The sequence below is a fragment of the Nocardioides sp. Soil805 genome, from assembly GCF_001429625.1.
Classification (GTDB): domain Bacteria; phylum Actinomycetota; class Actinomycetes; order Propionibacteriales; family Nocardioidaceae; genus Nocardioides.
This window is the reverse complement of sequence record NZ_LMSU01000001.1, coordinates 345432-357620: the sequence shown is the minus strand read 5'-3', so window position 1 is coordinate 357620 and position 12189 is coordinate 345432. Positions and strand designations below refer to the sequence as shown.

11 protein-coding genes are annotated in these 12189 nt (G+C 73.3%); 8 read left to right on the top strand and 3 right to left on the bottom strand.

The annotated features are described in order from the left end of the window. Positions 1 to 46: 46 nt before the first annotated feature. From ASG94_RS01820 to ASG94_RS01810, 3 genes are all read left to right on the top strand, one after another. Positions 47 to 790, top strand: a complete 744-nt coding sequence (locus ASG94_RS01820; RefSeq protein WP_056924727.1) for a methyltransferase domain-containing protein — start codon at positions 47 to 49, stop codon at positions 788 to 790. Positions 791 to 829: 39 nt separating this feature from the next. Continuing rightward, positions 830 to 2038, top strand: a complete 1209-nt coding sequence (gene dinB / locus ASG94_RS01815; protein WP_235537087.1) for a DNA polymerase IV — start codon at positions 830 to 832, stop codon at positions 2036 to 2038. A gap of 109 nt (positions 2039 to 2147) precedes the next feature. Further along, a complete protein-coding gene (locus ASG94_RS01810) occupies positions 2148 to 2591 on the top strand; it encodes a DUF3040 domain-containing protein (protein WP_056926221.1) in 444 nt (147 codons plus the stop codon). A 140-nt stretch (positions 2592 to 2731) separates the two neighbouring features. On the opposite strand, the gene ASG94_RS01805 is transcribed toward ASG94_RS01810, so the two are convergent. Genes ASG94_RS01805 through ASG94_RS01795 form a run of 3 tightly spaced genes read right to left on the bottom strand, consistent with a single transcriptional unit; the run spans position 2732 to position 7312 of the window. Next, positions 2732 to 5089 (bottom strand): transglutaminase family protein, encoded by a 2358-nt coding sequence (locus tag ASG94_RS01805; protein ID WP_056924726.1) that lies wholly within the window; start codon positions 5087 to 5089, stop codon positions 2732 to 2734. Further along, positions 5086 to 6342, bottom strand: a complete 1257-nt coding sequence (locus ASG94_RS01800; protein ID WP_056924725.1) for a DUF58 domain-containing protein — start codon at positions 6340 to 6342, stop codon at positions 5086 to 5088. Before ASG94_RS01800 ends, ASG94_RS01805 begins: the two co-directional genes overlap by 4 nt. Then, positions 6335 to 7312 carry an AAA family ATPase gene (locus tag ASG94_RS01795; protein ID WP_056924724.1) on the bottom strand — a complete coding sequence of 326 codons (978 nt, stop codon included), beginning with the start codon at positions 7310 to 7312 and terminating at the stop codon, positions 6335 to 6337. The genes ASG94_RS01800 and ASG94_RS01795 overlap by 8 nt, the downstream gene beginning before the upstream one ends. A 571-nt stretch (positions 7313 to 7883) precedes the next feature. Between ASG94_RS01795 and mraZ the strand changes: the two genes are divergently transcribed. From mraZ to ASG94_RS01775, 5 genes are all read left to right on the top strand, one after another. Beyond that, entirely contained in the window at positions 7884 to 8312 is a 429-nt protein-coding gene (gene mraZ / locus ASG94_RS01790; RefSeq protein ID WP_056924723.1) for a division/cell wall cluster transcriptional repressor MraZ, read from the top strand. Positions 8313 to 8550: 238 nt separating this feature from the next. Next, the gene (locus ASG94_RS21555; protein WP_156411374.1) at positions 8551 to 8721 is read left to right on the top strand and encodes a hypothetical protein; all 171 of its coding nucleotides are present in this window, start codon (positions 8551 to 8553) and stop codon (positions 8719 to 8721) included. Between the two features lie 3 nt (positions 8722 to 8724). Then, complete coding sequence (rsmH, locus tag ASG94_RS01785; protein WP_056924722.1) at positions 8725 to 9702, top strand: 16S rRNA (cytosine(1402)-N(4))-methyltransferase RsmH; 978 nt, start codon at positions 8725 to 8727, stop codon at positions 9700 to 9702. Further along, positions 9699 to 10253 carry a hypothetical protein gene (locus tag ASG94_RS01780; protein ID WP_056924721.1) on the top strand — a complete coding sequence of 185 codons (555 nt, stop codon included), beginning with the start codon at positions 9699 to 9701 and terminating at the stop codon, positions 10251 to 10253. Before rsmH ends, ASG94_RS01780 begins: the two co-directional genes overlap by 4 nt. A gap of 112 nt (positions 10254 to 10365) precedes the next feature. Beyond that, the gene (locus ASG94_RS01775) at positions 10366 to 12123 is read left to right on the top strand and encodes a peptidoglycan D,D-transpeptidase FtsI family protein (protein WP_235537086.1); all 1758 of its coding nucleotides are present in this window, start codon (positions 10366 to 10368) and stop codon (positions 12121 to 12123) included. Positions 12124 to 12189 lie beyond the last annotated feature (66 nt).

Below are 12189 nucleotides of genomic sequence, written 5' to 3'. Positions count from 1 at the left end.
CGGACGTGCCGCCGGCCCGGCCGGCGGCCACACTAGGGTTGCCCCCATGTCAGCCAGCGAGCGCCGCCAGTCCGTCCGCACCGGCGTGGTGTGGACGGCGGTCCGCGAGCTGCTCGACGCACCGGGTGCGTTCCACGAGCAGCAGGCGCGGATCGTCGACATCGGCGGCGGCACAGGCGGGTTCGCCGTCCCGCTGGCCGAGCTCGGCCACCACGTCCGGGTCATCGACCCCAGCCCCGACGCCCTGGCCGCCCTCGACCGCCGGGCCCGGGAGAGCGGCGTCGCCGGCCGGGTCACCGGCCAGCAGGGCGACCTCGGCGACCTCCCGGGCCTCGTGGAGGCCGGCAGCGTCGACCTGGTCCTGTGCCACGGCGTCCTCGAGGTCGTCGACGACCCCGCCGCCGCGCTGGCGGCCATCGCCGGGGTGCTGCGTCCCGGCGGGCACCTCAGCCTGCTCGTCGCCCAGCGCCACGCGGCCGTGGTCGCACGGGCGATGGCCGGTCACTTCCAGGCCGCCCGCGACCTGCTCGACGCGGGCACGCCGAGCGGCCACGCCGGCCGGGGTGGGCATCGCTTCACCCGCGAGGAGCTGGAGCCGCTGCTGTCCGCCGCCGGCCTGGGGACCAGCTCGGTCCAGGCCGTGCGTGTCTTCGCCGACCTCGTCCCCGGCTCGCTGCTGGACCTCGAGCCGGGCGCCACGGCGGCCCTGGTGGCCCTCGAGCAGGCGGTGGCGACCCGTCCCGAGTACTTCCCCCTCGCCACCCAGCTGCACGTCGTCGCCCGCGCCTGAGGGCGGTCCCGCCCGGGCGCCCGACCCCGGGTGGTCGCCGTGACGGCCCGGCCCGTCGAGGACGACCACCTCGACCCCTCGTGGCGCGCCCCGCTGCTGCACGTCGACATGGACGCGTTCTACGCGTCGGTGGCCACCCGCGACCGCCCCGACCTGGCCGACGTCCCGGTGGTCGTCGGCGGCGGCAGCCGCGGTGTGGTGCTCTCGGCCAACTACCTCGCCCGCCAGTACGGCGTCCGCTCGGCGCTGCCGATGACCCGCGCCCGGCGGATGTGCCCGCACGCCGTGGTGATCGCCCCCGACTTCGAGACCTTCGCCGCGGTGTCGTCCTCGGTCATGGAGAACTTCCGCAGGATCACCCCGCTGCTGGAGGTCGTCTCGCTCGACGAGGCCTTCCTCGACGTCCGCGGATCGACCCGGCGCCTCGGCTCCCCACGTGACATCGCCGGGCTGCTGCGCGCCACCATCCAGGACGAGCAGGGCATCACCTGCTCGGTGGGGGCGGCCGCCTCGGTGTCGGTGGCCAAGCTGGCGAGCCGGCGGGCCAAGCCCGACGGAGTGGTGGTCGTGCCTCCCGAGCGCGTCACCTCGTTCCTGCACCCGCTCGACGTGGGCGAGCTGTGGGGGGTGGGCGAGAAGACCCGCGAGATGCTGCACCGGCTCGGGCTGGTCACGGTCGGGGACGTCGCCCACGTGCCGCTGCGCACCCTGCAGCGCGCGGTCGGCGTACACCTCGGGAGCCAGCTGCACGACCTGGCCTGGGGCACCGACCGGCGGACCCTCACGCCGCGCTCGGGACCCTTCGAGCCGGACCGCTCGATGGGGGCCGACGAGACCTTCGCCCGCGACACCGACGACCGGGAGGTGATCGTCCGCGAGCTGCTGCGCCTGTCCCACCGGGTGACCGGTCGGATGCGCACGGCGGGGGTCGCCGGCCGCACGGTGTCGATCAAGGTCAGGTTCGCCGACTTCACCACCATCACCCGCTCGCGCACCCTGCCCGAGGCCACGGACGTCACGGTCGAGGTCTACCGCGCCGCCACCCGTCTGTACGACGCCCTGGGCCTCCAGCGCGCCCGTCTCCGGCTGGTGGGGGTGCGGCTCGAGGGCCTGGTCCCGCGGGACCAGGTGCACCGGCAGCTGGTGCTGGGGGAGCCCGAGCACGGCTGGGCGGAGGCCGACCGGGCGGTCGACCGCGCCACCCGGAGGTTCGGTGCGGCGGCCGTCCGGCCGGCGAGCCTGATGTGATCGGCATCCGAAAGGACCCAATTTCGGCAGGCGCCTACCCGGTTGCCCACCGCGTGCCTAGACTTGTGCACACGGCTGGCACGTCGATGTGTTGGTGGAGGAGGTCGTGATGCCGCTGTCCGAGGAAGAGCTGCGGATGCTCGAGCAGATGGAGCGCGCGCTCGTCGCGGAGGACCCCAAGCTCGCGTCCACGTTGCGCGGCACGGCGATGCAACGCGCCGCCCGTCGTCGCGCGATCGCCTCGGGCGTCGTCTTCGTCGCCGGCATGGCCCTGCTCACCTGCGGTGTCATCTTCACCCAGACGGTCCTGGGCATCGCCGGCTTCCTCGTGATGCTGGCCGCCGCGGCCGTCGCGGTGACCGCGCTCCGCAATCCCGGCGCCTCCGCGCCGCACCGCCGCGACACCCGCCACACCGGCTTCGGCGTGGTCGACGGTGGCCGGGCCGGCAAGTCGTCGCGCTTCTCCCGCACCCGGCGTACCAAGTCCTCCGGCTCCTTCATGGAGCGCATGGACGAGCGGTGGCGCCGGCGCCGCGACAGCGGTCCCTACTGACCCACCCGGCTCCGCCCGCCCTGTCCCGCACCCCGCCGGACGGGGCGCTGCGCAACGTCGTGGATGCGGTCGGTCCCGGCAGCCAGGTCCCACGACGCCGTGACCGTCGCCCTGCCCCCTGACGAGACGTCAGACGTCCGTCACTGCGCGTGGTCGACGAGCTCCCGCTGCTCCTCGGGAGCCCGGACGACGACCTCGGTGGCCGGGCGGTGCGGCGTCGGCCGCAGGGAGCGCGGCCAGCGGCGGGCGCGCCGTGCCACCCGCGGCGAGACGCCGGCGACGAGGGCCTCCTCGACACGGGCGAAGTCCGCCGCCCGCTCGGCGGAGTCACCCTGGGCCGGTGTCCGTGCGTAGCGGCTCTGCTCGACCTCGAGGACCAGCCGGTCGAGTGCCGCGGCCCCCTCCGGCGCCAGCTCGCGCCCCCGGCGCGGGCGGTCCGAGCGCTCGGACTCCTCACCGGGAGCCCCGAGACGCTCGCCGAGCCACGCCCCGATCGCCCGGGGCGAGCGCCCTCCGGGCCAGCCGTGACCGAGGTCGACGCAGAGGTCGCGCAGCTCCTCCCACACCTCCTCGACGCCGGCGACCAGGCGGCGCTCGCGGCGTTGGCGGCGCAGCACACCGGGCAGGAGCAGGACCAGGGCGGCGATGAGCAGCACCGCGAGGGCGATCACGATGGTCGCCCACGGCACCTGGGTGCCCTGGTCGTCGGCCGTGGCGGCCGGGTCCGCTGCCGGGCTCTCGCCACGGTCGGGCAGCGCCTCGGACGAGCGCGTGGCGCCGGGGGAGGCCGACGGCTCCTCGATGGTCGGCAGCTCGCCGCGGGTGTACGTCGGGACGTTGTCGGCGCGCTGGCCCGGGGTGGGCTCGAAGCGCACCCAGCCCGAGCCGGGGAAGTAGAGCTCGGGCCACGCGTGCAGGTCGTGGGAGGAGAACTCCCAGGTGTTGGGACCGGCCGACCGGGGCTCGAGGAAGCCGACCGCCACCCGCGCCGGGATGCCGATGATGCGCGCCATGATCGCCATCGAGGCGGCGAACTGCTCGCAGTAGCCGACCCGCCCGGACTCGTCGAGGAACGAGTCCAGGTCACCGGCGTCGGCGTCGTCGATCGCGGTGTCGTCGTACCGGAAGCCACCGTCCTCGCGGAACCACTGCTGCAGGGCCCGCGCCTTGCGGAAACGGGTCTCGGCGCCGCCCGTGACCGCCGCCGCGAGGCTGCGCACATCGCTCGACACGCTGCTGGGGACCTCGAGGTACGCCGAGCTCACGTCGGCCGCACCGGACACGGCCCGGTCCATGGCGGCGCCGTCGAGCTCGAGGGTGACCCCGGTGAAGTCGTAGGCCTTGCCGGCCGTGGTCAGCTCGTCGTCGGCGCTGATGAAGTCCATCGTCGAGGAGTCGTAGCGCCAGTCGCCGCTCGCCCGGATGTCGCTGACGAGCGCGGTGGTCGGCAGCCACGTCGACTCGAAGTCCGAGGTGATCCGCACGTGGTACGGCGACTCCTGACGCGGCACCGAGACGCCGACCCCGTCGAGGGGCGGCATCGTCCCCAGCGCCACCTGGGTCTCGGGGATGTCGCGGTCGCCGGGCGTCCAGGTGTCGCCGTTGAAGCGGGTGAGCACCGAGAGCCGGAGGTAGGTCGGGCGCTCGTCCGGCGTGGTGACGTACACCAACGGGATGTCCTGCCCGCGCGACAGGTCGCGGCGCAGGTCCACCATCGGGTCGGCGACCTCGATCTCGCGCTTGCCGGGTCCGGCACCCTCGAAGAGGGCGACGTCGAGCGTCGGGATGAGCACCGGCAGTGCGATCGCCATCGCGGTCGCCGTGGCCCCGATCGTGATCGCCGAGCCGCGCACGGCGCCCGTGCGCACGCCGAAGCCGGTCGGGTCCGCGTCCTCCTCGTTGACCTCGCGGCCCCACCGGGTCACCTGCTCCTCGTGCGCGATGAACAGCATCGCCATGAAGCCCCCGGAGGCCAGCACGAAGGTCCACAGCGAGGTGCCCTCGCCGGTCACCGAGACGGGCACGGAGTACGCCGTGAGCAGGACGAGCCCGGCCAGCGGCACCCGCCGCACGGTGCAGGCGAGGAAGTCCGTGGCGAGCAGCGTCAGGGTGCCACCGACGAGCAGCAGGGCGTGGACCGGCGGCACGTTGGGCGGCACGGGCGCCTCGTAGAGCCGCGCCGACTCGAGGCCGGACGAGAACGCGTCGCCGAACGAGGCGAGGGTGGCTCCCGTCGGCAGCGCGGACCCGGTGACGACGAAGAGCAGCCACAGGCCCGAGAGGAGGACCTGCCCCGCCACGATGGCGGTGGCGGGGACCCGCATCGAACGGGCGGTCGCGCCACCGACGGCGATGGCGACGGCCAGCATCAGCAGCGGCATCGTCACCGACGCGGCGTCGGAGGTGAGGATGCGCCACGACAGCAGGGTGAGCCACGTCGTGCCCGCCGCGAGGGCGGCCAGCGTCAGCGCCGGGGCGAACCGGGTGCGGTGGCTCATGCGCCCACCCGCTCCCGCTTGCCGAGCCGCCCGAGCTCCTGCCAGACCACCTCGAGGCGGTCGCGCGGGGTGAGGGTGACGGCCCTCCAGCCGTGGGCGGCCAGGGCGTTGGCGGTGCTGCCGGTGGCCGACGGGGGCAGGTGGGGCGCCCACTTGTCGACGTCGAGGGCGATCGCGGCCGTGGTGCTCGCGTGGTGCTGGAGCCGTTTGAGGAACGGGGCGTCCGCGTCGCCCACCTGGCCGACGACGGCGACCAGCAGGCCGCCCTGGCCGGCCTCGGCCAGCCAGCTCGTGTCGAGGCGGGGGGAGTGGTCGATCTGCACCACGGCGAGGGCCTCCAGCAGCGGGGCGGTGTTGACGGCCGCGCTGCGGGAGTGCCAGGCGGTGCCGGGCTCCTCACCGGAGGCGGTGACGAGGCGCACGGCGTACCCGCGCTGCGCGAGGTGCACGGCGACCGACGCGGCGGTCGAGACGGCGGCCTCCAGCGAGGAGGCGACGCCCTGTCCGCGGTGGGAGACGAGCCGGTTGTCCAGGAAGACGGTGGCCCGCGACTGCCACGGCTGCTCCTCGCGGCGCACCATCAGCTCGCCGACCCGTGCCGAGCTGCGCCAGTGCACCCGGCGCAGGTCGTCGCCGCGGCGGTACTCCCGGACGGTGACGTCCTCCGCGCTCCCGGTGGCGAACGAGCGCGGCCGGTTGTCGCCGGAGCCGGTCCAGGCGCCCCCGAGCATGATCCCCGGCAGCGGGACGGTGCGAGGGGTGACGGTGAGTCCGGCCGTGGTGTGGAAGGCGCGGCCGAGCTCGACGAGGCCGAAGGGGTCGGTGACCCGGACGGTCATCGGGCCGACGTCGAAGTGGCCGCGGACGTCGGAGCGCACCGTGTAGCTGACGTGCCTGCGCCAGCCGTGGCCGATGCCCTCGAGGACGAAGCGCGGGCGCGGGCCCAGCACGTAGGGGAGGTGGTCCTCCAGCAGCAGCACGCCGGTGGGCGTGCGCGCCTCGTTGGTCAGCGTGAGCTGGATCCGCGACGGCTGGCCGGCGGCGACCAGCTGCGGCGAGACGGTGCGCACCAGGGCGAGGCGGTAGCGGGAGCGGCCGATCCACAGCGCCGTGAGCAGCGGCAGCGCGGTGACGAGCACGCCGACCCGCACCAGCGCCGGGTGGCCGACGATGATCGAGCAGACGATCGTGGTGACGCCGGCAGCCAGGAAGGCCCGTCCGCGGACGGTCAGTCCGGCGAGGGCCTCACGCACGGTCCGGCTCGGGGACGGGGACGCCGGCCACGATCCCGTCGAGGATCTGGGTGCTCGAGCGACCACCCATCGCCGCCTCGACGCTCGGCAGCAGGCGGTGGGCCAGCACCGGCTGCGCCAGTCCGTGGAGGTCGTCGGGCAGCACGTAGTCGCGCCCCCGCATCGCGGCCGCGGCCTTGGCCGCCCGCACCAGGTGCAGGGTCGCGCGGGGTGAGGCCCCGAGGTGCAGGTCGGTCGAGGTCCGGGTGGCGGTGGCGAGCGCGACGGCGTACCGCTGGACGGCGGGGGCCACGTGCACCTGCCCGACGATCTCGGTGAGCTTGCGGATCTCACCGGCGTCGGTGACCGCCTCGAGGTCGTCGAGCGGGTTGGCGGTGGTGTGCGAGCTGAGCATTGCCAGCTCGGCCGACGCAACGGGGTAGCCGACCGAGACGCGGGCCATGAAGCGGTCGCGCTGCGCCTCGGGCAGGGCGTAGGTGCCCTCCATCTCGATGGGGTTCTGGGTCGCGATGACCATGAACGGCTTCTCGAGCTGGTACGTCGTGTTGTCGACGGTGACCTGGCGCTCCTCCATGCACTCGAGGAGGGCGGACTGCGTCTTGGGGGAGGCGCGGTTGATCTCGTCGCCGACCACGATGTTGGCGAAGACCCCGCCGGGCCGGAACTCGAACTCGCGGGTGTCCTGGTTGAAGACCGAGACGCCGGTGACGTCCGAGGGCAGCAGGTCCGGGGTGAACTGGATGCGCCGCACGCTGGAGTCGATGCTGCGGGCCAGCGCCTTCGCCAGCTGGGTCTTGCCGACGCCGGGGACGTCCTCGATGAGGAGGTGACCTTCCGCGAGCAGCACGACCAACGCCGCGTTGACCACGTCGGGCTTCCCCTCGATGACGTGCTCGATGTTGGCGCGGACCCGGCCGACCACACGCGCCAGCGTGTCGAGGTCGGCCCCACCCTGGATCGACGTACTCACGTGCTGTTCCCCATTCCTTGGCGGAGGAGGGATTCGGCACGACGCCGGTCCCACGTCCCTCCCACCGTATGACGTGCGCGCAACATACCCGCGCCGTCGCTGTCAGAGGGACGGGCGAGGACGAACTGCGACCGATTCGTTGCCTGGGTCGGCAGCCTGCTCCCCAGTCTGCTCCCCAGCCTGCTCTCCGTGGCGGTCGCCCGGTGCGGTCGCCACGCGAAGTCATCAGGTTGGGGGAGCGCGGGGGAGGACGCGCTGCCGGACGCGGTTCCCCACGATCCGCCCCACTTTCCCCCACCACCGCCCCCCGGTCGCCCCCCTTTCCTCCCCACCGGCGCTCCACCCGGACACCCCCGGACGTCTCGACAGCACCCGGGCAGGGCCCTGACCTGCGGTTTCGCCGTCGTACGCCGCCCGAGCCGCTGGCCGGTCGTCGTACGGCAGGTCCGGCCCGCGGTCGTGGGGGAGCGGCCGATCCGGGCGTGGAAACACGCGTGGAATGGTTGACGGTGGAGCGATGTGGAGTAGAGTGGTGGAAAGTGGGGAACAGGGACGGAGAGGTGGGTGCCAGATGTTCTTCGGCACCTACACACCGAAGCTCGACGAGAAGGGCCGGCTCTTCCTCCCCGCGAAGTTCAGGGACCAGCTGACGGAGGGACTCGTGGTGACCAGAGGGCAGGAGCGCTGTCTGACCGTCTGGTCGATGGACGACTTCTCCGCCCTGACCGACCGGCTCCGCGAGGCGCCGGTCACCAACAAGGGCACCCGTGACTACGTCCGCATGTTGTTCGCGGCGGCGTCGCAGGAGGTCCCGGACAAGCAGGGCCGCATCTCCATCCCGGGGCCGCTGCGGGAGTACGCGTCGCTCACCAAGGACGTCGTGGTCATCGGCTCGATGAACCGCATCGAGATCTGGGACCCGACCGCCTGGACGACCTACTCGGAGGAGCAGGAGCAGAAGTTCTCCGAGCTCAGCGACGAGGTCTTCCCCGGTATCTAGCAGCACCAGCAGCACCCGGCACCGCCGCAGCACCAACTCAACAGCTGATCCGGCACCACAGCACCAGGTCTCGTGCCCGCTCTCCCGTCGCCTTCTGGGGCACTTCCCCGGCACCAGACGGCCTTCCCCATCGAGGGAGCGGGCAGGGACCTGGCGAGGTGGCACCGGATCGGCGGCACACCAGCAGCACCCAGCCAGCACCAGCCATCACCAGCAACGCACCAGTGGGGTCGAGACCATGAGCACCAGCAGCCTGAGCCCCGTCGGGGGGCAGTCCGTCGCCGGCGGTCCGCCGCGCGTACGCGACCAGGCGCGCGACGCGGTCACCCTGATGGCGTTCTCCGCGGCCACGTCGGCCGCACTGGCCATCGGCCTGGTCCTGCTCTCGCACCTGGGCCGTCAGGGCTGATCGGTGACGACCCCCCAGCACGCCCCGGTGCTCCTCGACCGGGTCGTCGCTCTCCTGCAGCCTGCGCTGGAGCGCCCGGGCGCCGTCCTCGTCGACTGCACCCTCGGCCTCGGCGGCCACAGCGAGGCGGTCCTCCAGCGGATCGAGGGCGTCCGCGTCATCGGCATCGACCGTGACCCGGCCGCGCTGGCGCTCGCCGGCGACCGGCTGCGACCGTTCGGCGAGCGCTTCACCGCCGTGCACGCCGTGTACGACGAGATCGCCGACGTCCTCGCCGACCAGGGCCTGGAGTCGGTGGGTGCGGTCCTGTTCGACCTCGGCGTCTCCTCCATGCAGCTCGACGTGCGCGCGCGGGGCTTCGCCTACGCCGAGGACGCCCCCCTCGACATGCGCATGGACGACACCACGGGCACCACCGCGGCCGAGGTCCTCAACACCTACTCCGTCCCCGAGCTGACCCGGGTGCTCCGCGACTACGGCGAGGAGAAGTTCGCCCGCAAGATCGCCCGCGCGGTGGCCCGCGAGCGCGAGGTCGAGCCGTTCACCACCAGCGCCCGCCTGGTCGAGCTGCTGTACGCCGAGATCCCGGCGCCGGCGCGGCGTACCGGGGGACACCCCGCCAAGCGGACCTTCCAGGCCCTGCGCATGGAGGTCAACGACGAGCTGGCCGTCCTCCACCGGGCGATCCCGGCGGCCCTCGACGCCGTCGACGTCGGCGGCCGGGTGGTCGTCGAGTCCTACCACTCGCTCGAGGACCGGCTGGTCAAGCGGGCCTTCACCGCGGCCACCCGCCTCGACGTGCCGGACGACCTGCCCTTCATCCCCGAGGGGAGCGAGCCGGCCTTCCGCAACGTCACCCGGGGCGCGGAGCAGGCCGACGAGCAGGAGATCGAGCAGAACCCCCGAGCAGCCTCGGTGCGCCTCCGCGCACTCGAGCGTGTCCTTCCCCCACGAGGTCCCCACCGAGGAGCCGTCCGATGAGCAGCCCCGCCGTCCAGATCCGTCACCGCGTCCCACGCATCGCCCAGGAGGCCGTCGAGCGGGCCCGGCTCTCCGTCGTCCCGCGGGCCCGCACCCGGGCACCCAAGGTCCCGTTCGTGACCCTTGTCAGCCTGGTGCTGGTCGGGGGCATCGTCGGGCTGCTCCTGTTCAACACCTCCATGCAGCAGGCGTCCTTCGCGGCGACCTCGCTGGAGGACGAGGCCACCAACCTCGCCGCCCGCGAGCAGACCCTGCAGATGGAGCTCGACGAGCTCCGCAACCCGCAGCGGGTCGCCACCCAGGCCCAGCAGATGGGCATGGTCGTGCCGGCCGCCCCGACCTTCCTCACCCTCGACGGCGACGTCGAGGGCGTGAAGACGCCGGCGACCCCCGAGGACCGCCTCAACCTCACGCCGCCCGCGCCGGTCAAGCCGCAGATCCTCGCCCCGGCCCCGACGATCGTGAAGGTGCCGGCGACCGAGGTCCCCGTGCCCGATGCGACCGTGGACGGCACGACGTCGGCCCGCAAGGGCAACCGCAACCGTCGCTGACGGCGCGGCCTGACGGCCAACCCCGGTCCCTGCCGGTAGACATGGGACCAGTCCCACCAGCCACACCAGTCACCAGACACACAGCCAGAGAGCACAGAAGGACGGAGTCGGAGTGCCCGCCAACCGCACCGCACGACGCGGGTCGCCCCAGCTGCGACTGCGCGTCGGGCTCATCCTGATCGCGATGGTGCTGAGCTTCTTCGGCGCCCGGTTGGTGCAGCTGCAGGGCATCGACCCCAAGTCGTACGCCGCGATGGCCGCCAAGGAGGGTGTGCAGACGGTCCTCCTCCCCGCGGAGCGCGGCGACATCCTCGACCGCAACGGGGTCCCGCTGGCCGACTCGATCCAGGGCAAGATGGTCGTCGCCGACCCGCTCATGACCGCCGACGACGCACCGGCGATCGCCCAGATCCTCTCCACGGGACTGGACATCGACTACTTCCGCACCCTCAACGCACTGCGTGGACGTGACGAAGGAAGCCGCTTCGAGTACGTCGCCCGGCGGGTGCCCAGCACGGTGGCCACCGACGTGCTCTCCCAGGTCCAGGAGGCGGGCTACAACGGCGTCGCCGTCGAGGACGACCCCATCCGTGACTACCCGGCCGACGACGTGGCCGCCAACCTCCTCGGCTTCATGGGCACCGACGAGCCGCTGGGCGGCTTCGAGCGCACCTTCGACGAGCAGCTGTCCGGCAAGGACGGCTCGGCCCGCTACACGATCGGCGGCGGCAACCGCGTGCCCCTGGGGGAGAACAGCGTCGTCCCCGCCCGCAACGGCGAGGCACTGCGCACCACCATCGACCTCGACCTCCAGTGGTTCACCCAGCGGGTGCTGACGCAGACCCTGCAGAAGTACCGCGCCGAGAGCGGCGTCGCCCTGGTCATGGACACCCGCACCGGCGAGCTCCTCGCCCTGGCCGACGCGCCGACCTTCGACGCCAACAAGCCCCTCGAGGCCGACAAGGAGGACCTCGGGTCGCGGGCGCTCAGCGACGCCTACGAGCCCGGTTCGGTGGAGAAGGTGCTCACCGCCGCCTCCCTGATCGACGCCGGCAAGGTCACGCCTCGCCAGAAGTTCCGCATCCCCTCGCAGCTCAACCGGCAGGACCGCCCGATCGGCGACTGGTTCGACCACGGCAACATCCGGCTCACGATGACCGGGATCCTGGCCAAGTCCTCCAACATCGGCACCGTCCTGGCCGCCGACGCGTTCACGCCGCAGGAGCTCACGACGTACCTGCGTGCCTTCGGCCTCGGCCAGCGCACCGACGTCGGCGTCCGCGGGGAGTCGCCCGGCATCCTCACCGACGGTGACGTGATGACGTCCCAGACCAAGGACCGCGTGGCGTTCGGCCAGTCGCTGTCGGTCAACGCCGTCCAGATGGCCGCGGCCGTCAACACGATCGCCAACGGCGGCGTCCGCATCGCCCCCAGCCTCATCCAGGGCAGCGCCACCACCGACGAGGGCGTCGCGGTCGGCACCGACAACGCCGAGGCGACCCGCGTGGTGAGCGAGCGGGCCGCTCGCCAGACCGCCCGGATGATGGAGCGCGTCACCCACGAGGGTGCCGGTGTCGCTCCGATGGCCGCGGTGCCCGGCTACCTCACCGCCGGCAAGACCGGCACCGCGCAGCGTGTCGACGACGAGTGCGGCTGCTACGACGGCTCCACCACCGTGTCCTTCGGCGGCTTCGCGCCGGCCGACGACCCCCGCTTCACCGTCTACGTGGCCGTGCACTCGCCGGGCATCGACGGCGGTGGTGCGACGGTGGCCGGCCCCGCGTTCGCCCGGATCCTCGGCTACGCCCTGGGCCGCTACGGGGTCCCGCCGACCGGCGGCAAGGCCTCGCGCCTGCCCGTCGAGTGGTGACCGGACGAGACTAGTCTCCATCCGTGATCGGCAACCCCCAGATCGGCTCCCGGCCCCGTCGGCCCG

Coding starts and splice junctions, on each gene's coding strand:
- ASG94_RS01820 (WP_056924727.1), top strand. CDS start 47: ATGTCAGCCAGCGAGCGCCGCCAGTCCGTCCGCACCGGCGTGGTGTGG.
- ASG94_RS01810 (WP_056926221.1), top strand. CDS start 2,148: ATGCCGCTGTCCGAGGAAGAGCTGCGGATGCTCGAGCAGATGGAGCGC.
- ASG94_RS01805 (WP_056924726.1), bottom strand. CDS start 5,089: ATGAGCCACCGCACCCGGTTCGCCCCGGCGCTGACGCTGGCCGCCCTC.
- mraZ (WP_056924723.1), top strand. CDS start 7,884: ATGTTCTTCGGCACCTACACACCGAAGCTCGACGAGAAGGGCCGGCTC.
- ASG94_RS21555 (WP_156411374.1), top strand. CDS start 8,551: ATGAGCACCAGCAGCCTGAGCCCCGTCGGGGGGCAGTCCGTCGCCGGC.
- ASG94_RS01780 (WP_056924721.1), top strand. CDS start 9,699: ATGAGCAGCCCCGCCGTCCAGATCCGTCACCGCGTCCCACGCATCGCC.